Source organism: Blautia sp. Marseille-P2398, from assembly GCF_964240315.1.
GTDB lineage: Bacteria > Bacillota > Clostridia > Lachnospirales > Lachnospiraceae > Blautia_A > Blautia_A wexlerae.
Genome location: NZ_CAXSTD010000007.1, coordinates 94,400 through 115,199 on the forward strand (window position 1 = coordinate 94,400; position 20,800 = coordinate 115,199).

At 42.8% G+C, this 20,800-nt stretch carries 17 protein-coding genes and 1 pseudogene; 15 read left to right on the forward strand and 3 right to left on the reverse strand.

Annotation, left to right across the window (positions count from 1 at the left end):
* Positions 1 to 2 precede the first annotated feature (2 nt).
* From nrdG to fabV, 3 genes are all read left to right on the forward strand, one after another.
* Positions 3 to 491, forward strand: a complete 489-nt coding sequence (gene nrdG / locus ACESZG_RS09670; RefSeq protein ID WP_118614370.1) for an anaerobic ribonucleoside-triphosphate reductase activating protein — start codon at positions 3 to 5, stop codon at positions 489 to 491.
* Positions 492 to 675: 184 nt separating this feature from the next.
* A complete protein-coding gene (locus ACESZG_RS09675; RefSeq protein WP_008707572.1) occupies positions 676 to 1,188 on the forward strand; it encodes a deoxyuridine 5'-triphosphate nucleotidohydrolase in 513 nt (170 codons plus the stop codon).
* 291 nt (positions 1,189 to 1,479) lie between these two features.
* Complete coding sequence (gene fabV, locus ACESZG_RS09680; protein WP_118614372.1) at positions 1,480 to 2,664, forward strand: enoyl-ACP reductase FabV; 1,185 nt, start codon at positions 1,480 to 1,482, stop codon at positions 2,662 to 2,664.
* A gap of 66 nt (positions 2,665 to 2,730) precedes the next feature.
* Here fabV and ACESZG_RS09685 read toward each other — a convergent pair whose 3' ends face one another.
* Positions 2,731 to 3,495, reverse strand: a complete 765-nt coding sequence (locus tag ACESZG_RS09685; protein WP_025577189.1) for a DUF6062 family protein — start codon at positions 3,493 to 3,495, stop codon at positions 2,731 to 2,733.
* Positions 3,496 to 3,717: 222 nt separating this feature from the next.
* Here ACESZG_RS09685 and ACESZG_RS09690 point away from each other — a divergent pair, with 222 nt between their 5' ends.
* Positions 3,718 to 6,183, forward strand: a complete 2,466-nt coding sequence (locus ACESZG_RS09690; protein ID WP_118521220.1) for a glycoside hydrolase family 2 protein — start codon at positions 3,718 to 3,720, stop codon at positions 6,181 to 6,183.
* Positions 6,184 to 6,413: 230 nt separating this feature from the next.
* On the opposite strand, the gene ACESZG_RS09695 is transcribed toward ACESZG_RS09690, so the two are convergent.
* Positions 6,414 to 6,791: a DUF1292 domain-containing protein gene (locus tag ACESZG_RS09695; RefSeq protein WP_173706518.1), complete on the reverse strand. Its 378-nt coding sequence runs from the start codon at positions 6,789 to 6,791 to the stop codon at positions 6,414 to 6,416.
* A gap of 218 nt (positions 6,792 to 7,009) precedes the next feature.
* Here ACESZG_RS09695 and ACESZG_RS09700 point away from each other — a divergent pair, with 218 nt between their 5' ends.
* The 3 genes from ACESZG_RS09700 to ACESZG_RS09710 all read left to right on the forward strand — a co-directional run bounded on the left by ACESZG_RS09700 (position 7,010) and on the right by ACESZG_RS09710 (position 10,256).
* Positions 7,010 to 7,765, forward strand: a complete 756-nt coding sequence (locus ACESZG_RS09700) for an exodeoxyribonuclease III (RefSeq protein WP_055053692.1) — start codon at positions 7,010 to 7,012, stop codon at positions 7,763 to 7,765.
* Positions 7,766 to 7,828: 63 nt separating this feature from the next.
* Complete coding sequence (locus ACESZG_RS09705) at positions 7,829 to 9,724, forward strand: Type II secretory pathway, pullulanase PulA and related glycosidase (RefSeq protein WP_368210571.1); 1,896 nt, start codon at positions 7,829 to 7,831, stop codon at positions 9,722 to 9,724.
* Positions 9,702 to 10,256: a DUF5662 family protein gene (locus ACESZG_RS09710; protein ID WP_025577200.1), complete on the forward strand. Its 555-nt coding sequence runs from the start codon at positions 9,702 to 9,704 to the stop codon at positions 10,254 to 10,256. Before ACESZG_RS09705 ends, ACESZG_RS09710 begins: the two co-directional genes overlap by 23 nt.
* On the opposite strand, the pseudogene ACESZG_RS09715 reads toward ACESZG_RS09710, so the two are convergent.
* Positions 10,220 to 10,336, reverse strand: a pseudogene (locus tag ACESZG_RS09715) (DUF6783 domain-containing protein); the annotation flags it as partial. The gene ACESZG_RS09710 and the pseudogene ACESZG_RS09715 overlap by 37 nt on opposite strands.
* Here ACESZG_RS09715 and ACESZG_RS09720 point away from each other — a divergent pair.
* From ACESZG_RS09720 to ACESZG_RS09755, 8 genes are all read left to right on the forward strand, one after another.
* Positions 10,295 to 10,384 (forward strand): DUF6783 domain-containing protein, encoded by a 90-nt coding sequence (locus ACESZG_RS09720; protein WP_329288283.1) that lies wholly within the window; start codon positions 10,295 to 10,297, stop codon positions 10,382 to 10,384. The pseudogene ACESZG_RS09715 and the gene ACESZG_RS09720 sit on opposite strands and share 42 nt — an antisense overlap.
* A 387-nt stretch (positions 10,385 to 10,771) precedes the next feature.
* Positions 10,772 to 12,307, forward strand: coding sequence for a sodium/proline symporter PutP (gene putP, locus ACESZG_RS09725; protein ID WP_368210569.1), 1,536 nt, complete (start codon positions 10,772 to 10,774; stop codon positions 12,305 to 12,307).
* A gap of 259 nt (positions 12,308 to 12,566) precedes the next feature.
* On the forward strand, positions 12,567 to 13,682 hold the full coding sequence (gene glf / locus ACESZG_RS09730) for a UDP-galactopyranose mutase (RefSeq protein WP_008707561.1): 1,116 nt from the start codon (positions 12,567 to 12,569) through the stop codon (positions 13,680 to 13,682).
* 83 nt (positions 13,683 to 13,765) lie between these two features.
* On the forward strand, positions 13,766 to 14,350 hold the full coding sequence (locus ACESZG_RS09735; protein ID WP_055053695.1) for a DUF6553 family protein: 585 nt from the start codon (positions 13,766 to 13,768) through the stop codon (positions 14,348 to 14,350).
* Between the two features lie 33 nt (positions 14,351 to 14,383).
* A complete protein-coding gene (locus tag ACESZG_RS09740; protein WP_373218052.1) occupies positions 14,384 to 17,308 on the forward strand; it encodes an insulinase family protein in 2,925 nt (974 codons plus the stop codon).
* Between the two features lie 16 nt (positions 17,309 to 17,324).
* On the forward strand, positions 17,325 to 18,233 hold the full coding sequence (gene era, locus ACESZG_RS09745) for a GTPase Era (RefSeq protein ID WP_008707556.1): 909 nt from the start codon (positions 17,325 to 17,327) through the stop codon (positions 18,231 to 18,233).
* A gap of 28 nt (positions 18,234 to 18,261) precedes the next feature.
* A complete protein-coding gene (recO, locus tag ACESZG_RS09750; RefSeq protein WP_025577211.1) occupies positions 18,262 to 19,014 on the forward strand; it encodes a DNA repair protein RecO in 753 nt (250 codons plus the stop codon).
* A 152-nt stretch (positions 19,015 to 19,166) separates the two neighbouring features.
* Entirely contained in the window at positions 19,167 to 20,561 is a 1,395-nt protein-coding gene (locus tag ACESZG_RS09755) for a glycine--tRNA ligase (RefSeq protein ID WP_022380971.1), read from the forward strand.
* The last annotated feature ends 239 nt before the right edge of the window (positions 20,562 to 20,800 follow it).

A 20,800-nucleotide genomic window follows, 5' to 3' on the forward strand; every position in this document is an offset into this window, starting at 1 on the left:
TTATGAGATATCACAATATTACCAAGGACGATATGCTTAATGGCGACGGACTTCGTGTAGTGCTCTGGGTGGCAGGATGCAATCACTGCTGTCCGGAGTGCCAGAATCCTGTCACCTGGGATCCAAACGGCGGACTGCCTTTCGGTGAGGCAGAACGCAAGGAGATTTTTGCGGAACTGGATAAGGATTATGTGAGCGGAATTACCTTTTCAGGTGGAGATCCACTGCACCCGGCAAATATCACTGAGGTAACAGCCTTTGCGAAGGAGATCAGAAAGAGATATCCTGGTAAAACAATCTGGCTTTATACAGGTTTCCTCTGGGAGGAGATCCGCAAAGAAGAGATTGTGCGTTATCTGGATGTCTGTGTAGACGGTGAATTTGAGGTGGACAAGAAAGAACTTTCCCTGAAATGGAAAGGTTCCAGCAATCAGAGAGTGATCGATGTTCCCAAAACTCTTCATGAAGGAAAAGTCGTATTGCATAAATAAGAAATATACAGGCAGTTCAAGTATGCGTCAGGTGTACCTGAACTGCTTTTTTACTGAATCAGTCAGTGATGATCACAAATATTGTCTCGGGATAGTGGTGTGTGAACAGTAACCAAATATTCAGCTATGAGTGTACTGCGAAGCAGGAGTGTCAGCTTTGCATGACCAGACAGGAGGAAAACAGATGAAACGAATCGCGAAATTTCATAAAGTAAGCAAAGAACGCTTCACAGCAGACTGGATCGATACCTTCGCACAGTCTCAGGAAGAAGCAGAGAAAGTATACGAGGCTATCCGTCTGCCGAAGAGAGCGACAGCAGGAAGTGCCGGCTATGACTTTTTCGCACCGGCAGAATTTACTCTGAAGCCAGGCGAAACAGTAAAGATCCCGACAGGAATCCGGGTGGAAATGCAGCCGGAATGGGTGCTGAAATGTTATCCGAGAAGCGGACTGGGATTTAAATACCGTCTTCAGCTTAACAACACAGTTGGTATCATTGACAGTGATTATTTCTATTCAGATAACGAAGGCCACATTTTTTCAAAGATCACAAATGATTCCAATGAAAACAAAACTTTGACAATTCCGGCAGATACAGGATTCATGCAGGGAATCTTTGTAGAGTACGGAATCACGGTAGATGATGATGCTACAGAAATCCGCAATGGTGGATTTGGAAGTACTACTGCGAAATAGTGGGTAAAAGTAATGTAATGTTCTGGCGGAGCATATTTCACAAAGTTTATAGATGAAATCAGAGCCAGAATGTAAAAAAAGTAGAACATAGGGAAGAATCTGAGATTTTTACTTTACGTTCTGCTTTTTCTTTGTTATAATATTTTGAGATTCAAAATATTTGCAATACATACAATTCAAGCGTATATACTGCGGAGCAGTTATTCGATTATGAACAAGTAACGAAGCGGATGATTTTATCCGCTTGACTAAAAAATATCAGGCAAAGAAATAAATTCAGGGAGAAAAGTTATGATCATCGAGCCAAAAGTAAGAGAATATATCTGTACAACCGCACATCCGCAGGGATGTGCAGAGAGTGTGCGCAACCAGGCAGATTACGCCTGTAAACAGGGAATGGTAAACGGAACAAAAAAAGCACTGATCATCGGATGTTCTACAGGCTACGGCCTCGCATCCCGTATCTGTGCACTGGAAAACTGTGGTGCTGATACTCTTGGAATCATGTTTGAACGTCAGGCAAATGGCAGAAGGACAGCTACACCCGGATGGTATAATACAGCAGAGTTTCACAGACTGGCTTCCGGGAAAGGTGTTTATGCAAAGACCATTAACGGAGATGCTTTTTCAAAGGAAATCAAGGAGAAGGCGATTGAACTGATCAAACAGGATCTTGGAAAAGTGGACCTGGTAGTCTACAGCCTGGCAGCACCGAGACGTACAGATGCAGAAGGAAAGACCTGGTCTTCCTGTCTGAAAACTACAGATGAGCCATTTACAGAGAAGAGTCTGGATCTGAGAAATAATGAGATCACAGAGAAAACAGTAGAACCTGCTACAGAGGAAGAAGTTTTAAGTACTGTAAAGGTTATGGGCGGTGAAGACTGGGCAGACTGGATTGATGCACTGAAAGCGGCAGATGTACTGACTGAGAATGCAGTAACCGTAGCATATTCCTACATCGGACCGGAACTGACTTATCCAATCTACTATCATGGAACCATTGGAACTGCCAAACAGCACTTACAGAAAACAATGTCAGAGATTAATCAGGCACATCCGGATGTCCGCGCAGTAATTTCTGTAAACAAAGGTCTGGTAACTCAGGCAAGTGCAGCTATTCCGGTTGTACCGCTGTATTTTGCTATTCTTTATAAAGTTATGAAAAGGGCCGGAAATCATGAAAACTGTATTCAGCAGATCGCAAGGCTTTTTACACAGAAACTCTATACCCCAACAGGCTTCCAGACAGATGAGAATGGTTTCATTCGTATGGATGATTACGAACTGACGCCGGAGATTCAGGAAGAAGTAAAAAAATGCTGGAAAGCTGTTACTACAGACACTGTAAAGGAATATTGCGATATTGATGGTTACTGGGAAGATTTCTATCATATGTTTGGATTCCGATATGAAGATATCGACTATACGCAGGATGTGGATGCTGATATAGAAATTGATGGAGTTGTAATGTAATAAAAAATTCTCTCTTAACAAATGATCATGAAGTATATTGGTTCATAAATGTTAAGAGAGAATTTTTTATTTTGCCTTATGCACCGGATCTGCCGGGTATCCGCTGCGAAGTTTCTGCATTCCACGCTGGAGCGCATCTTTGGAGTTTTTCCAGTCAGCATCCTTATTTCTGTAATCAAACTTATCTGACAGCCATACCAGATCTTCTTCCATACGCTGGAAGTTTTCATCCATCAGCCTGAACATGGCAGGATAAAACTCAGCCTTTTCTTTATCATTCAGATATTTATCTGCACCGTTGCACAGAATCCCGAAGTGATGCAGACAGAAGCCTTTACTGCGCAGAATTTTATTTTTAAATTCATTATCCTGCCGATACAGCCAGAAAAAAGTTTCCACATACCGTTTAAATGTATCCTCAATATTCTGACAGATAAAACAGCTGCAATCCTTAAAAGCAGTCCATGCAGCAATCGGATTCTTATCTGCGCTGGAATCTGAACGGCGGAAACGCGCGAGGACCGAGGATTTTCCGGGTGAAAAAGAATCAAACTGCTTTCTCATCTCTTCCCGAAGTTTATGATAATGAGTCTGAAGAATCAATGCATTCCCAAGAGTATTCCCATAATCAAACATTTTCTTCATATGTACCCTGCAAAATCCCGCCTTATCCGTCTGATCCCGGATGTCACTTTCCATATAAGAAGAACTGTTACCCAGTACAAAATCCAGCGAGTTCTGCTCCAGTTCCCGCTCAATAAAACAGAAAGGACACTCATCACTGGCATTTACCGCATCATTAAGTGGAATGGTATATAACTTTTCTTTCATTTCTATATACTCCATACATCATAGTTTCTGTTCCCTTTATTGTGCATAGAATTTCCGGGAATGTCAAGCAAAAGATTTCCTGTTACTGTAAACGGGTTACTGTGAACGGAGTGAACAGTAATGATTTCTTTTGCAGAGTTGATTTAGAAAAGGGCAGTATGATATTATATATATAGTTGAATGCAAACATATGTAAAAAATAATCAAAGAGGGATAAGACAAATGATAAAATTACAGCTTCATGAAAACTGGCAGTTGTGCAATATCAGACAACTGGACTGGATTCCGGCACAGATTCCGGGGGATATTTATGCGGCACTTCTTAAGACCGGAAAGATGCCGGATCCGTTCTTTGGGGATAATGAATATCAGGCGAAAGCACTGATGGAGGAGGATTATGAATACAGAACGGTATTTAATTATGAAGAAGCGCAGTTTAAAGATTGTCAGGAAGTGATCCTGAGATTTGACGGGATTGATACGATTGCGGACATCTATCTGAATGGATGTTGTCTTGGAAAAGTTGATAACATGCACAGAATCTGGGAATTCCCGGTAGGAGAGCTGCTTGAAAACGGCAAAAATACCTTACGCGTTATCATTCGCTCTCCGTTGAAGTTCATGGCAGAGGCATTTAAGAAATATAAAAACAGGGGAAATGAAGACACAATTGAGGGATTTATGCATCTGCGCAAAGCTCACTATATGTGCGGCTGGGACTGGGGTGCATGTCTGCCGGATGGAGGTATCTTCCGTCCTGTAACACTTCTGGGAATTGAAACTGCCAGACTGGACAGCGTGTATATCCGTCAGGTACATAAGGATGGCAAAGTCCTGCTGGTTCCGGAAGTAGATGTGGAGACTGTTGATGAGGAAGAGAGCGAAGCAGATGGGTATGAAGGTGCACAGGCACTGGAATATCAGGTGACTGTAACTGCACCGAATGGAACAAAAACCATATGGGATGACTGTCCGGATGAAATGGAGATTGAAAATCCGCAGCTCTGGTGGCCAAATGGACTGGGAGAACAGCCGTTATATCAGGTGCAGGTAGACCTGAAAGCCGGAGATAAGATTGTAGACACCTGGTGCAGAAAAATCGGTCTCCGTGCGCTGACCATGCATAGAGAGAAAGACCAGTGGGGCGAGAGCTTTGCTCATGAAGTAAACGGTTATCAGGTCTTTGCCATGGGCGCTGACTATATCCCTGAGGACAATCTTCTGCAGAGAACATCCAGAGAACGTACCAGAGAATTACTTCTTCAGTGCAAGAGAGCGAACTTTAATACAGTACGTGTCTGGGGCGGCGGCTATTATCCTGAGGACTGGTTCTTTGATCTCTGTGATGAACTGGGGCTGATGGTATGGCAGGACTTTATGTTTGCATGCTCTGTCTATGAATTGACACCGGAGTTTGAGGCAAATATCCGTCAGGAATTTATTGATAATATCAAACGTCTCCGTCATCATGCATCCCTTGCCCTGTGGTGCGGAAACAATGAGATGGAAATGTTTGTAAAGCAGGGCACCTGGGTGACAAAGCCGACAGAAATGAGAGATTATCTGTTTATGTATGAGCGCATTATTCCGGAAGTTCTCAGCGAATACGACCCGGATACCTTCTACTGGCCTGCAAGCCCGTCATCAGGCGGTTCCTTTGATGAACCCAATGATCCGAACCGTGGAGATGTGCATTATTGGGAAGTATGGCATGGCAATAAGCCATTTTCAGAATATCGTAAATATTTCTTCAGATATGCATCTGAGTTTGGTTTTCAGTCATTCCCGTCTGTAAAAACGCTTGAAACAGTAACAGATGATCCGAAAGAATTGAATCCATTTTCTTATGTGATGGAGAAACATCAGAGAAATTACGGAGGAAATGGAAAAATTGCCAAATACATGCAGGCAGCATACCGTTATCCTGAGAACTTCAGCGATTTTGTTTATGCATCTCAGCTTCTCCAGGCAGATGGAATCCGATATGGAGTCGAGCATTACCGCAGAAACCGGGGACGTTGTATGGGTGCAATCTACTGGCAGTTAAATGACTGTTGGCCGGTTATTTCCTGGTCATCCATTGATTATTACGGACGCTGGAAAGCGCTTCATTATTATGCGAAGAGATTCTTTGCGCCTGTAATGCTTTCCTGTGAAGAACAGAGCTGGATGACAGTGGAAGCGGATATGAACCGTCAGCATTTTGAATTTGAAAAATCCATCCGTCTGAATGTGACCAATGAAACGCTGGATGCTCACAGGGTTCTGGTGAAATGGGCAGTGCGAAAGACAGATGCCACAATTCTGAGGGAGGAAGAACAGTGGCTGGAAGTACCGGCATTGTCTGCTGTATGGATGGATAAGGTCGAACTTCCCCAGATTGACTGTTTTAATGAATATGTAAGTTATGAGGCATGGGAAAATGATCAGATTATTTCTCAGGGAACTGTGATTTTTTCCTATCCGAAATACTTCCACTATCTGAATCCCGGACTGGCTGTGCGCGTAGACGGAGATGAGATAGTTGTTAAGGCAGAAGCATATGCAAAGAGTGTGGAAATCCGGAATGAGAATGATGACCTGATTCTTGAAGATAATTATTTTGACATGAATGCAGGAGAATACAGAGTGAAGATACTCGATGGAAAGCCGGATGGACTGAAAGTGCGCAGTGTTTATGATATATAACCTTTATTCATAGTAGTATTTATGGCAGTTTGCGACGAAATTCTGTATAGTAATTCTCTTATATACATAATTTACGAGGAGGGCTATATAAGGAAACTCGCACTCTGCTGAACTGTCTTGATTGCATTATTTTATGGAATTGCTATAAGATAAAAAATAAGAACCATCACACATTTTATGAAATGATGATGGTTCTTATTTTAGTCTTACATATGAAATTCTTTAACAGATCAGTCAATCTTATCCATAGAATCTTTTGCATTCTGAAGCACTGTGTCAAAAGCAACTGCAGCTTTTGCATATTCTTCATCGCTTTCGATGTTGGAAAGCATCGGATCACCGCTCTCAGTACGGGCAAATGTGTAGAGGTAAACCTCGCCGTTTTCATTCTGACCGTTCTCATCAAGTGGGAGAAGTGCGATATATTCCTTCGCATCTACCGGGAAAACGGTGAGGATCGCACATTCTACCTCTGTATCGTCTTCCATGGTAAGGGTGATTGTCTTGTGGTTTTCAACAGGATCGCATCCGCCGGCTGAACTGCATCCACCACCGCAGGAAGCGCAGTCACTCGGGTTACATCCGCCAGCTGTAAATTCGTCACTCATTTTATATTCCTCATTCTTTCTTATTTATCAGGGACTATGTTTATCTGATGTCAGTTCATTGTAGCAGAAACCGGAAAAAAATGCAATGAGCAGAAACCGGAGAAAAAGAGGTTTTTTACAGTCATGAAACGTGCTATAATAGACCAGAAGCGTTCAGGGGAGAATCGTTAGCAAATGCTGAACAGGGCTAATAAGAAAACAAAGGGGATCAGTTGATTATGAAATTAATCTCATGGAATGTAAATGGTATACGTGCATGCATTGGCAAAGGGTTTGAAGAGAGCTTTGCAGCACTTGATGCGGATATTTTCTGCCTGCAGGAAACGAAATGCCAGCAGGGGCAGGTGAAGCTGGAACTTCCGGGATATTATCAGTATTGGAATTATGCCAACAGACGGGGATATTCCGGAACTGCTGTTTTTACAAAGAAAGAGCCACTGTCTGTGGCGTATGGAATTGGAATTGAGGAACATGACAAAGAAGGGCGTGTGATCACCCTGGAATATGAAAAATTTTATCTGGTGACTGTATATACACCAAATTCCCAGAGTGAACTGCGCAGACTGGAATACCGTATGCACTGGGAAGAGGATTTTCTGGCATACTTGTTGAAATTGCAGGAAAGTAAGCCTGTGATCTGCTGCGGGGATTTCAATGTGGCACATCAGGAGATCGACCTGAAGAATCCTAAGACCAACCGGAAAAATGCCGGATTTACAGATGAAGAGAGAGCATGCTTTGGTAAGGTGCTGGAGAGTGGATTTATCGATACATTCCGTTATTTTTATCCGGATGTAGAGGGCAGATATTCCTGGTGGTCTTACAGATTTAAAGCAAGAGAGAAGAATGCAGGGTGGAGAATTGACTATTTTATCACGTCTCCACAGTTGAAGGATAAGCTTGAAGGCGCAGAAATCCATTCTGAAATTATGGGTTCCGATCATTGTCCGGTAGAACTTCAGATTACATTATAGCGTTGTATAGTGTTTCTGAAAAGTGTAATGAGCAACAAGAAAAAATATGAAGGAGAGAAAGAGATGGCTGAGAGCAGAAAGATGAAAACAGAAAAGGGGCTGGCTCTTGTGCCTGGTGCAAATCCGTTGGCAGATGGCTGTAACTTTGCAGTTGAGGTACCGGAAGACAGCAGAGCATCTCTGATTCTCTACAAAAAGAGATCAGCAAAACCTTATGTGGAGATTCCTTTTACAGAAGAAAACAGAACCGGAAATGTATATGCAATGTATATTCCGGATTTTAATCTGAAAGAGTACGAGTACAATTTTCTGATAAATGGAAAGGTGTATACTGATCCCTGTGCGTACAGGATTCTGGGACGGGAACGCTTTGGTGCAGAGGTGGGTACGAATCCGCACAAAGTCAGGGGAGGATTTCTTAAAAAAGAAGTTTTTGACTGGGAGAACGACAAAAATCCGGCTATTCCATATCACGAAATGATCCTTTATAAACTGCATGTGCGCGGATATACAAAAGCGAATCGGACGATAACCGGTACAAAGGGAACTTTTCAGGCACTGGAGGAAATGATCCCGTACTGGAAAGAGCTTGGTATCAATACAATTGAACTGATGCCTGCATATGAATTTATGGAAAGCGGTACCTGTAAGAATTCTGAATCTGAGAAAATGGTATCTGAGAAGCATACACAGGGACGTGTTAATTTCTGGGGATATATGTATGGCTATTATTTTGCACCCAAGAGATCTTACTGTGCAACAGATGATCCGGAGAAAGAGTTTAAAACATTCATTAAAAAACTGCATCAGGCCGGAATTGCCTGTATCATGGAAATGTATTTTTCACGAGAATGTAATCCTGTGACAGCACTCAGGGCATTGCAGTTCTGGAAACTTTACTATCATGTAGACGGATTTCATGTATTGGGTGAGGGAGTTTCTGCCAAATTGCTGATGCATGACGGGGTTTTAAGTGATACCCGGCTGATGTTTCACGATTTTGATGAGAGCCAGATCCGGAAAAAGAAGAAACCGGAAGACAAATGTATTGCACAGTATAATCCGGGATTTTTGCAGGATATGCGCCGTTTTCTGAAAAGTGACGAGGATATGGTTTCAGCGACAGCTTACCATATCAGAAGAAATCCCAATGCCTATGCAGTTATCAATTATATGGCCTGTCAGGATGGCTTTACCATGAATGATATGGTGACCTATAATTACAGACATAATGAAGCAAATCAGGAGAATAATCACGATGGCAGCAGTTATAATTATTCCTGGAACTGTGGCGTGGAAGGGCCAAGCAGAAGGCTGCAGATCAGACAGATGAGAGAACGTCAGATCAGAAATGCTTTTCTTATGGTGCTGCTCAGTCAGGGTGTTCCTATGATCTATGGCGGGGATGAGTTTGGAAATTCACAGAACGGAAATAATAATGCCTATTGTCAGGATAATCAGGTTGGATGGATTGACTGGAAAGCACTGAAGAAAAATGAATCCCTGTTTCAGTTTGTAAAGAATGCCATTGCTTTCCGGAAAGAACATCCGATTCTTCATGTTCCGGGAGAAATGTACGGAGTGGATTATCAGACCAGGGGACTGCCGGATGTTTCCCTTCATGGAGAACGCGCATGGTATATGAATTCTGAGAACACATCCAGACTGCTTGGAATTATGTATTGTGGCGCCTATGCGCACCGGGCAGACGGCAGCGAGGATGCTTCCATATACGTTGCATATAACTTTCACTGGGAAGATCGTATTTTTGCGCTTCCTAATCTGGCAGGATATAGAAAATGGAAGAAAGTGATTGATACCAGTGCTGTGAAAGAGAATGGTTTCCTGGAGCAGGAACAGGAAACTTATAGTAAAAAGCTGAAGGTCACACCGCGTACGATCGTGGTGCTGATGGCTGTAGAGGAGGAGAAGAAAGATGCATCCGTGGCTGCACTTTAAAACAATAACCAGACATAAGCTGTTGGTTATGCATTACTGTTTCCGGGCTGGTATGTATAAACAGGGACTGCTTCATGACCTGTCCAAATATGCACCTGTGGAATTTCTGGTTGGATGTAAATACTATCAGGGAGACAGAAGTCCCAACAATGCAGAAAGAGAAGATACAGGAATATCAAAATCCTGGCTTCATCATAAAGGGCGCAACAAACATCATTTTGAGTACTGGGTAGATTATGCACCGGGAGATGAGCATATCATCAATGGTGTGCCCATGCCCCGTAAATATATTGCGGAAATGGTGATGGACAGGATCAGTGCTTCTAGAAATTATCTGGGGGATAAGTATGATCAGCATCAGCCGCTGGACTATTATCTGAAAGGTAAGGAAAAGCTGTGGTTTATCCATCCGAAGACAAAGAGAGATCTGGAGGGACTGCTGCGGATACTTAATGATCATGGGGAAGAGGTACTGATTTCCTATATTAAGAATGTTTATCTGAAAAAAGATAAAGCCCTGGAGCGTGTCTGAAAAATCATTCCCGCAATCTGCACGCCCCACTTTGCGGTATATTTTGTCCGAATTCGGTTGTCGTAGCCCACTACGACGCCCTCATCCGAACAAAATCTCCCACAAATTGTGACGCACATCTTGCGTAAAGCATTTTTCAGACACGCTCTGGCAGGCAGAAAACATACAGCAAAAAGAGAATGTAAACAGGCTGGCAGACAGGAACAGATAAATTTCTGATTGACAGAGTACCTGTTTGGGTGTAAAAATATAAAACAGTTACTGTGAAGGTCTTTGCCGGACGGTAACAGTAATAATTCCATAAAATGGCGGAAAAATGTCGAAAAACAAGAAATACACTTGCGTGATGCTAAGGTAATGTGGTAAAGTAGCCGGGTACAGAAGTGGTACCCGGTTACTTTTTGCAGTATATAAAATGACTGTATTCTGTTTTTGGATAAATATGTGAAGGAAACAGAACATACTTTGACAAATCCAGAGTGTATGAAAAAAAGAAGAAAAAAGGAGGAGTAAATTTGAGTGGTACAACAATGGTCATATTGTCCGCATTTGTTGCCTATCTGTTACTTATGATAGTCATTGGTGTGGTTTATATGAAAAAAACAAGCAGCTCGGAAGATTATTTTCTGGGCGGACGTGGACTGAATGCATGGGTAGCTGCTCTTTCAGCACAGGCATCAGATATGAGCGGATGGCTCTTAATGGGACTTCCGGGAGCAATTTATTCACTGGGAACAGGACAGATCTGGATTGCTGTAGGTCTGTTCATCGGAACTGTATTAAACTGGGTGTGTATTTCACACAGACTTCGTAAATATACGATCGCAGCAAACAATTCCCTTACAATCCCGGCATTTTTTGAGAACAGATTTCAGGATAAGAAGAGAATCCTGTTATTGCTTTCATCCATCGTGATTGTAATCTTTTTCCTGGTTTATACAGCTTCTGCACTGGCAGCGGGCGGTAAACTTTTTAACACAGTATTTGGAATTGATTATCATATAGCTCTGGCAATTGGTGCAGCAGTTATCCTCTGTTATACATTTATGGGGGGATTTATGGCTGTATGCGTAACTGACTTTGTACAGGGAACACTGATGCTGATCGGTCTTCTGATCGTTCCGCTGGTTGCATATCTGACACTGAGCGGAAGTCTGAGTGATCTTCTGACACAGAGCGGAGCACCGGGTGGAGCAGCAGCTTTCCTGAATCCTTTTGAGAACGGAGAGCGCCCATATACATTTGTTGAAATCTTTTCCCAGCTTGCATGGGGACTTGGATACTGCGGTATGCCTCACATCCTTACCCGCTTCATGGCTGTAAAGAGTGAGAAAGAATTAAAAAAATCCAGTGCGATTGCAATCGTGTGGGATATCCTTTCTCTGACAGCAGCGTGCTTTATCGGTATTATAGGTCGTGCATATCTGCTTCCGACTGTACTTGGTGAAAATGGTGCATCTTCCTCAGAGAGTGTATTTATCGAGATGATCAATAAACTGTTTTCCAGTCATCTGGGACTTCCGTTTATCGGAGGAATCTTCCTCTGCGGTATTCTTGCGGCAATTATGTCCACAGCGGATTCACAGCTTCTGGTAACAGCGTCCGCAGCATCTGAGGATTTATATCATCAGTTCATTAAGAAGGATGCAGACTCAAAGGAAATCCTTGCAGTTGCAAGACTTACGGTTATCGTGGTGTCTGTTCTGGCATTTGTGATCGCGTGGAATCCGAACAGCAGTATCATGGGACTGGTATCCAATGCATGGGCCGGTCTTGGTGCAGCGTTTGGTCCGACTGTGGTAATGTCACTGTTCTGGAGAAGAACAAACCTTACAGGTGCAGTTGCAGGTATTGTTTCCGGTGGTCTGACAGTTATCGTCTGGGATTATATACCGTTTGTAGCAGGACAGACTCTTGGTTCTTATACAGGACTTTATTCTCTGGCTGTAGGTTTTGCTGTCAGCCTTGTGATGATCATTATCTTCAGTCTGGCTACAAAAGCACCATCCAAAGAAATCACAGATGTGTTTGATAAAGTGACAGGAAAATAATAGAATAGAAAGACTATCCATTTTCGGATGAATTTGTTATAATGGCAGTAGCGCAAAAAAGCGTTACTGCTTTTTTAACCGAATCAAGTAAGTCCCTTGTGAAAGTTGCGAAAAGTAATAAGTAGTGTGTAGGGACTTACTTGTATCAGGAGAAGTAGAAACTTCTCCTGATAAACTGCGGAGCAGTTATTCGGTTATGAGCAAGTAGCGAAGCGGATGATTTTATCCGCTTGATTATTACAAGAAGAAGGTGTCGCACATGAAGAAATATGATTATCTGATAGTAGGAGCCGGCCTTTTTGGTGCAGTATTTGCACATGAGGCCACAAGACGGGGGAAAACATGCCTTGTGATCGATAAGAGAGGTCATATCGGCGGTAATATTTACACAGAAGAAGTAGAGGGGATCCAGGTACACAGATACGGTGCACATATCTTTCATACTTCCAGAAAACAGGTGTGGGATTATATCAATCAGTTTGCAGAATTTAATCATTTTGTAAATTCACCGATCGCGGTCTATAAGGATGAGTTATATAATCTGCCGTTTAATATGAATACCTTCCATCAGCTCTGGGGAGTACGTACTCCTGCAGAGGCAAAAGCGAAGATACAGGAACAGATCGCAAGAATGCACATTACCCATCCGAAGAACCTGGAGGAACAGGCGCTTGCACTGGTTGGACAGGACGTATATGAGAAACTGGTAGAGGGATATACAAGGAAGCAGTGGGGCAGGGAGTGTAAAGATCTGCCGGCATTTATCATAAAAAGACTGCCTTTGCGTTATACTTATGATAATAACTATTTCAAAGATCCTTATCAGGGAATCCCCAAAGGTGGATATACACGTATTGTGAAGAAACTTCTGGAGGGTGTACAGGTATGTCTGAATACAGATTTCTTTGCAAACAGAGAAGAACTGACTGCACAGGCAGATAAAGTACTCTTTACAGGTATGATCGATGAATTTTATGACTATTGTTACGGAGAACTGGAATACAGATCACTGAAATTTGAGACAGAAGTGCTGGATATGGGAAATTATCAGGGCAATGCGGTTGTCAATTATACAGATTATGAAGTTCCGTATACAAGGATCATCGAGCATAAACATTTTGAATTTGGTACACAGCCAAAGACTGTGATCACCAGAGAATATCCGGCAGCATGGGAGAAAGGCAAAGAGCCGTACTATCCGGTCAATGACCCGAAGAACAGTGAACTGTTTGACAAATATGAACGTCGCGCACTGGAAGAGAAGAATGTGATCTTTGGCGGAAGACTTGGCATGTATCGCTACATGGATATGGATCAGGTTATTGAAGAGGCACTGTCTCTGGCAGAAACAGAGCTTACCTATGAAGAGCCATGAAAGTAGAGTTTTGGATTGTAAGAGAAAGGTAACTGTAAAGGCAGCAGACAGTTGCAGATAAAGTAACCGGAAAGGACAAATATATGACAGACACACCAACAATTGCTCTTTATTACAGAGAGCATGATCCGATGAAAAGAAAGATGTTTCTTGACCAGTCTATTGCGGCAGGTGAAGATGAGGAGGCAAATGCTGTCCGTAAGGAACTGTGGGAACTGCGTTACGGAGAACCTTCAGAGGCAGGCTCCGGTACACGTGCTGATGGATATCTGGCACTTTGGATGGCAATGGAATATAACAAGGATACAGCGGGAAAGCTGTTTGGTTTAAAGAGGGCCAGAAAAGAAATCGGGAAAAATCTTACCAGGCTGAAATTCAGAGAAATGCAGGAGAAAAGTGAGCTTCACAGAGAACTGCTTTACAGAGAATGCTGCCATATGGTCAAAACCTATATGGAACTCTGCGAGAAGGATAAGGCCTATAACACGATCTTGTGCGGGATTGTCCATATCAGTGAGAAAAGTGCAAAGAGTAAGATTCAGAACGATATTTATACCACTGCCATTGCATTTCCGGAGGAAATCAACATGCAGGAAGAACTGGAAATGATAACAAGGGCAGCAAGAGAAGTTTATGAGGCACATTTCCCGGGAGAAGGCGGATTATAAAGAAAAGCCAAAAAAAAATTACTGGAGGCATACATGAACAAAGAAAATTTGACGGCTTATGAAGTTGTGACAGAAGAAAATCTGACAGATATCCATTCTACAGGCTGGCTTCTGCGCCATAAGAAAACAGGTGCAAGAGTTATGCTGATCGAGAATGATGATGAGAATAAAGTATTTAATATTGCATTCCGCACACCGCCTAAGGACAGCACAGGTGTGGCACATATCCTGGAGCACAGTGTACTCTGCGGTTCAAGGGAATTTCCATTAAAGGATCCTTTCGTAGAACTGGTAAAGGGTTCTCTGAATACGTTCCTGAATGCCATGACTTATCCGGATAAAACCTGCTATCCTGTAGCCAGCTGCAATGATAAGGATTTTCAGAATCTGATGCATGTTTATCTGGATGCGGTATTTTATCCGAATATCTATAAAAGAGAAGAGATTTTCCGTCAGGAAGGCTGGAACTATCATCTGGAACAGAAGGAAGGACCGCTGAAATATAACGGTGTTGTATATAATGAGATGAAAGGTGCTTTCTCCTCACCGGATGAAGTTCTGGAACGGGAGATTATGAATCACCTTTTCCCTGATACCACTTATGGATGTGAATCAGGCGGTGATCCGAAAAATATTCCGGATCTTACCTATGAGAATTTCCTGAATTTCCACAGAACTTATTACCATCCATCCAACAGCTATATTTATCTGTATGGAAATATGGATATGGAAGAGAAACTGGCATTCCTGGATGAGCATTATCTGTCGCATTTTGATTATCTGGATGTGGATTCTGTTATTCAGGAACAGAAAGAATTCGGAGCATGCCGGGATGTGACTCTTGAGTATCCGGTTGCTGAGAATGAGGGAGAAGAGGACAATACCTATCTTTCTTATAACATGGTTGTTGGAAATGCTGCGGACAGTCAGATGGCGATGGCATTTGAGGTATTGGATTACGCACTGTTAAGCGCACCGGGAGCACCGTTAAAGCAGGCACTTCTGGATGTAAAAGCAGGCAAGGATGTCTATGGATCTTATGATGATGGTATTCTCCAGCCATATTTTACAGTAATTGCAAAAGGTTCCAATCCGGACAGAAAAGAAGAATTCGTATCTGTGATCAGACAGGTACTGGGAGATATTGTTAAGAATGGAATTGATAAGAAAGCTGTAGAGGCTGGAATCAATTACTTTGAATTCCGTTATCGTGAAGCTGATTTTTCCTCTTATCCAAAAGGACTGATGTACAGTCTGGATATTCTGGGAGACTGGCTGTATGAAAAAGGAAATCCCTTTGCACAGGTACAGCAGCTTACAGTTTTTGAAAACCTGAAAAAGGCAGTAAACGAAGGATATTTTGAAGAACTGATCCGTAAATATCTTCTTGAAAATCCCCATGGATGCATCATGACTCTTATACCGAAGAAAGGTCTGGCAGCCCAGCGTGAAAAAGAACTGGAGGAGAAGCTGGAAGCATACAGAAGCAGTCTTTCTGAAGAACAGCTGGATGCAATGGTTGAGAAGACGAAAGCACTGGAAGCATATCAGGAAGCCGGCGAAGATCCAAAAGCACTGGAGTGCATTCCGATGTTAAAGAGAAGCGATATTAAGAAGGAAGCTGCAAAGATCGTAAATGAAGAATTAACTGTAGACAACAGTCTGTTCCTTTACCATGATGTATGCACAAATGGCATCGGTTATGTAGATCTGATGTTTAAGACTGACAGTATCGCACCTGAGCAGATTCCTTATCTGGGACTTTTGAAATCCGTACTTGGATATGTGGATACAGAGCATTACACATACGGAGAACTGTTTAATGAGATCAATGCCAATACAGGCGGTATCAACTGTGGGGTAGAGGTTTTTGACAGAGCTGATTCTACAGAAGAGTTTCAGGCTATGTTCTCTGTAAGAGGTAAGGCACTCTATAAAAAAATGGATTTCCTTTTCAAAATGATTGGGGAGATCCTGAACAGCTCGAAACTGGAAGATACCAAGCGTCTCTATGAGATTGTTGCATCTGTGAAGTCCAGGGCACAGGTAAACCTGACAGGTGCCGGACATTCCACTGCTGTACTCAGAGCAGCGGCATATTCTTCTCCGATGGCTGCATTCCAGGATGAGATGGCGGGAATCGGATATTATCAGTTTATCGAGAAACTGGAAAAAGATTTTGAACAGCGAAAAGAGGAAACTGTAGAAGAGCTTTGCAAACTGATGAAAAAAATTCTCCGTCCGGAGAACTTTATGATCAGTTATACAGGTGAGAGAGAGTCCCTGGAGACAGTTCAGAAACTGGCGGGAGCTGTAAAGGCAGGACTTGGCACAGAGCCGGTGGAGAAATCGGAAGAGAAGCTGACCTGCACAAAGAAGAATGAGGGATTTAAGACTTCCGGACAGGTCCAGTATGTGGCTCAGACTGGTAACTTTAAGAAAAAAGGCCTGGAATATACAGGTGCACTGGAAATTCTGAAGGTTATCTTAAGTTATGATTATCTGTGGATGAATCTGCGCGTAAAGGGCGGTGCATATGGATGCATGAGCGGATTTAAGAGGAATGGTGAGAGCTATCTGGTATCTTACCGCGATCCTCATCTGAAACGTACACTGGATGTATATAAGGGGATTCCGGATTATATCCGTAATTTCCAGGCAGATGAGCGGGAGATGACAAAATATATCATTGGTACCATCAGCGGAAAGGATGTGCCCAGGACACCTCAGATGAAAGGTTCTGTTTCCAAGACAGCATATTTCTGCGGTGTGACAGAGGAGATGCTCCAGAAAGAACGTGATCAGATCCTGAATGCGTCTGCAGAGGATATTCATGCACTGGCCGAGATCATAGAGGCAGTTCTGGCAGCAGATCAGATCTGTGTAGTGGGAAGCGAGAGCAAGGTGGCTGAGGCTTCTGATGTACTGATGGAAGTGAAACCACTGATCAATTGTTAAAAAAGGAAAGAACAGAATGAACGAAAATTTTAAATCCGGATTTGTAGCGATTATCGGACGTCCAAACGTAGGTAAATCTACTCTGATGAATCATCTCATCGGACAGAAGATCGCTATCACATCCAAGAAACCACAGACAACCAGAAACCGTATCCAGACCGTTTATACCTGTGACGAAGGTCAGATCGTATTTCTCGATACTCCCGGTATCCACAAGGCAAAGAATAAGCTGGGAGAATATATGGTCCAGGTGGCAGAGCGAACTTTAAAAGAGGTAGATGCCATTATGTGGCTGGTAGAGCCAAGTACCTTTATCGGGGCAGGAGAGCGTCATATTGCAGAACAGCTTCAGGGAATCGGAGTGCCGGTAATCCTGATCATCAACAAAATTGATACTGTATCAAAGGAAGAAATCCTTCCTGCTATTGACACCTACCGAAAAGTATGCGATTTCGCAGAGATTATCCCATGCTCCGCACTGCGTGGACAGAATACACAGGATATTATCGGTTGTATCCTGAAATATCTGCCTTACGGTCCTATGTTCTATGACGAGGATACAGTTACTGATCAGCCTCAGCGCCAGATCGTGGCTGAGATCATCCGCGAGAAAGCACTTCATGCACTGGATGCGGAAATTCCGCATGGGATCGCAGTTGCCATTGACCGGATGAAAACACGTCCGGGAAAAAATCCAATCGTGGATATTGATGCGACAATTATCTGTGAAAGAGAATCTCACAAAGGAATTATCATCGGCAAACAGGGTGCGATGTTAAAGAAAATCGGAAGTAATGCAAGATATGAGATTGAGCGTATGCTGGAATCAAAAGTGAATCTGAAGCTTTGGGTAAAAGTAAAGAAAGACTGGAGAGACAGTGATTTCCTTATCAAGAACTTTGGTTACGATAAGAAGGAAATCTAAATAAAAAGACAGTCAGGAAACAGAGAGAATGAGTGATTTGATAACTGTGCAGGGAGTAGTGCTCTCTGCCATGCCTGTGGGAGAATATGACAAGCGGATCGTCCTTCTCACCAGAGAAAGAGGCAAGATTTCCGCGTTTGCAAAAGGAGCCCGCCGCCCAAACAGCCAGTTTCTGGCGGCTGCCAATCCTTTTGTGTTTGGAACCTTTGCCCTTTATGAGGGGCGTTCCAGTTATAATCTGAATCAGGTATCCATCAGTCATCATTTTGTGGAACTGGCAGGCGAACAGCCTGGAATCTACTATGGATATTATTTTCTGGAACTGGCAGATTATTTCGGACAGGAGGGGATTGACGAGAAAGAATCTATGAACCTTCTGTATGTGACAGTGAAGGCACTTCTGAACCCGAATATTGATGACAGGCTGGTGAGGTGTATTTTTGAACTTCGTATGATGGCTGCACAGGGATTGTGTCCTTCACTGTTTCATTGTGTGTGCTGCGAAAGACAGCCTGTGGAGGGAGAAGAGCTTTTCTTTTCTCAGCAGAATCATGGTATTCTGGATAAAGCCTGTCTGGGACATGTAAATGATGCAAAGAGAATCTCAGCACCTGCATTATATGCCATGCAGTACATAGTAACTGCTTCTCTTGGGAAGCTTTATACATTTACTGTTACAGAAGAAGTACTCCATGAACTGGAACGTCATATCCATACCTATATTGCTGCGAACACTGAAAAACGGTTCAAAAGTCTGGAAATTCTGGAAATAATGAGCTGAGATACCTTGAAAAAGAAATCAGATACAGTTATAATAACGTTAATTGTAGCTGTTTATTACGTTAATCAAATAGCGGAATGGATTGTGAACCAAATTGCCTGACGGATATGAACAGTTACACGCATTTTATAAAAAGAACGAGGAGAATAGTCATGGAAAAAACAATGGACAAAATCATTGCGCTGGCAAAGGCAAGAGGATTTGTTTACCCGGGTTCCGAAATCTATGGTGGTCTTGCAAACACATGGGATTATGGTAATCTTGGTGTAGAATTAAAGAATAACGTAAAACGTGCATGGTGGCAGAAATTTATTCAGGAATCCCCATACAATGTAGGTGTTGACTGTGCAATTCTGATGAACCCGCAGACATGGGTTGCATCCGGACATCTGGGAAGCTTCTCTGACCCGCTGATGGACTGTAAGGAATGTCATGAGCGTTTCCGCGCAGATAAGATCATCGAAGACTTCAGCCAGGAGAATGGCATTGAACTTGAGAGCTCTGTAGACGGATGGTCTCAGGAAGAGATGATGAACTTCATCAAAGATCACAATGTACCATGCCCTACATGCGGCAAACATAACTTTACAGATATCCGTCAGTTCAACCTGATGTTCAAGACATTCCAGGGTGTTACAGAGGATGCCAAGAATACAGTATACTTAAGACCTGAAACAGCACAGGGTATTTTCGTAAACTTCAAGAATGTTCAGAGAACATCACGTAAGAAAATCCCGTTTGGTATCGGTCAGATCGGTAAATCTTTCCGTAACGAGATCACACCGGGTAACTTCACATTCCGTACACGTGAGTTCGAGCAGATGGAGCTTGAATTCTTCTGTGAGCCGGATACAGACCTTGAGTGGTTTGCATACTGGAAGAACTTCTGCCTGAACTGGTTACATTCTCTTGGATTGAAGGATGAAGAAGTTCGTTATCGTGACCATGATGCAGAAGAGTTAAGCTTCTACAGCAAAGCTACTACTGACGTAGAGTTCCTGTTCCCATTCGGATGGGGCGAGCTTTGGGGAATCGCTGACAGAACAGACTATGACCTGACACAGCATCAGAACGTATCAGGACAGGATTTGACATATTTTGACGATGAGAAGAAACAGAAATACATTCCATATGTAATCGAGCCGTCACTTGGAGCTGACCGTGTGGTACTTGCATTCCTGTGCAGCGCATATGACGAAGAAGTTCTGGATGCAGAGAAGAATGATGTTCGTACAGTTCTTCATTTCCATCCGGCGCTTGCACCTGTTAAAATCGGTGTGCTTCCTCTTTCCAAGAAGCTTAATGAGGGCGCAGAGAAGATCTATCAGCAGTTAAGCAAGAAATATAACTGTGAATATGATGATCGTGGAAACATTGGTAAACGTTACAGAAGACAGGATGAGATCGGTACTCCGTTCTGTGTAACTTATGACTTTGAGTCCGAAAATGACGGAGCAGTTACAATCCGCGACCGTGATACTATGGAGCAGGTTCGTGTGAAGATTGATGAACTGGATGCATATTTTGCGGATAAATTTACATTTTAACTGAAAAAACAGCAAAGGAGCTGTATCGGATGGGAATCCGGGTACTCTTTTGCTGTTTTTTATTACAAAATACAGATTATAAAAATTCGTTACTGTTCACTCCGTTCTCAGCAACACGCTTCGCGATGCACAGAATTTATGCTAATCGCATAAATTCGCGCAGTATGTCTCGGGTTTTCTGTGACCTTCGCTCACAAAAAACACCTCGCGGGATATTACCAGTGAACAGTAACAAAAAT

Excerpts from the sequence above, each read along its gene's own strand:
- ACESZG_RS09690 (WP_118521220.1), top strand. The coding sequence starts at position 3,718 with ATGATAAAATTACAGCTTCATGAAAACTGGCAGTTGTGCAATATCAGA.
- ACESZG_RS09700 (WP_055053692.1), top strand. The coding sequence starts at position 7,010 with ATGAAATTAATCTCATGGAATGTAAATGGTATACGTGCATGCATTGGC.
- fabV (WP_118614372.1), top strand. The coding sequence starts at position 1,480 with ATGATCATCGAGCCAAAAGTAAGAGAATATATCTGTACAACCGCACAT.
- ACESZG_RS09685 (WP_025577189.1), bottom strand. The coding sequence starts at position 3,495 with ATGAAAGAAAAGTTATATACCATTCCACTTAATGATGCGGTAAATGCC.
- glf (WP_008707561.1), top strand. The coding sequence starts at position 12,567 with ATGAAGAAATATGATTATCTGATAGTAGGAGCCGGCCTTTTTGGTGCA.
- ACESZG_RS09705 (WP_368210571.1), top strand. The coding sequence starts at position 7,829 with ATGGCTGAGAGCAGAAAGATGAAAACAGAAAAGGGGCTGGCTCTTGTG.
- era (WP_008707556.1), top strand. The coding sequence starts at position 17,325 with ATGAACGAAAATTTTAAATCCGGATTTGTAGCGATTATCGGACGTCCA.
- ACESZG_RS09740 (WP_373218052.1), top strand. The coding sequence starts at position 14,384 with ATGAACAAAGAAAATTTGACGGCTTATGAAGTTGTGACAGAAGAAAAT.
- ACESZG_RS09755 (WP_022380971.1), top strand. The coding sequence starts at position 19,167 with ATGGAAAAAACAATGGACAAAATCATTGCGCTGGCAAAGGCAAGAGGA.
- ACESZG_RS09695 (WP_173706518.1), bottom strand. The coding sequence starts at position 6,791 with ATGAGTGACGAATTTACAGCTGGCGGATGTAACCCGAGTGACTGCGCT.
- nrdG (WP_118614370.1), top strand. The coding sequence starts at position 3 with ATGAGATATCACAATATTACCAAGGACGATATGCTTAATGGCGACGGA.
- ACESZG_RS09735 (WP_055053695.1), top strand. The coding sequence starts at position 13,766 with ATGACAGACACACCAACAATTGCTCTTTATTACAGAGAGCATGATCCG.
- ACESZG_RS09675 (WP_008707572.1), top strand. The coding sequence starts at position 676 with ATGAAACGAATCGCGAAATTTCATAAAGTAAGCAAAGAACGCTTCACA.
- ACESZG_RS09710 (WP_025577200.1), top strand. The coding sequence starts at position 9,702 with ATGCATCCGTGGCTGCACTTTAAAACAATAACCAGACATAAGCTGTTG.
- recO (WP_025577211.1), top strand. The coding sequence starts at position 18,262 with ATGAGTGATTTGATAACTGTGCAGGGAGTAGTGCTCTCTGCCATGCCT.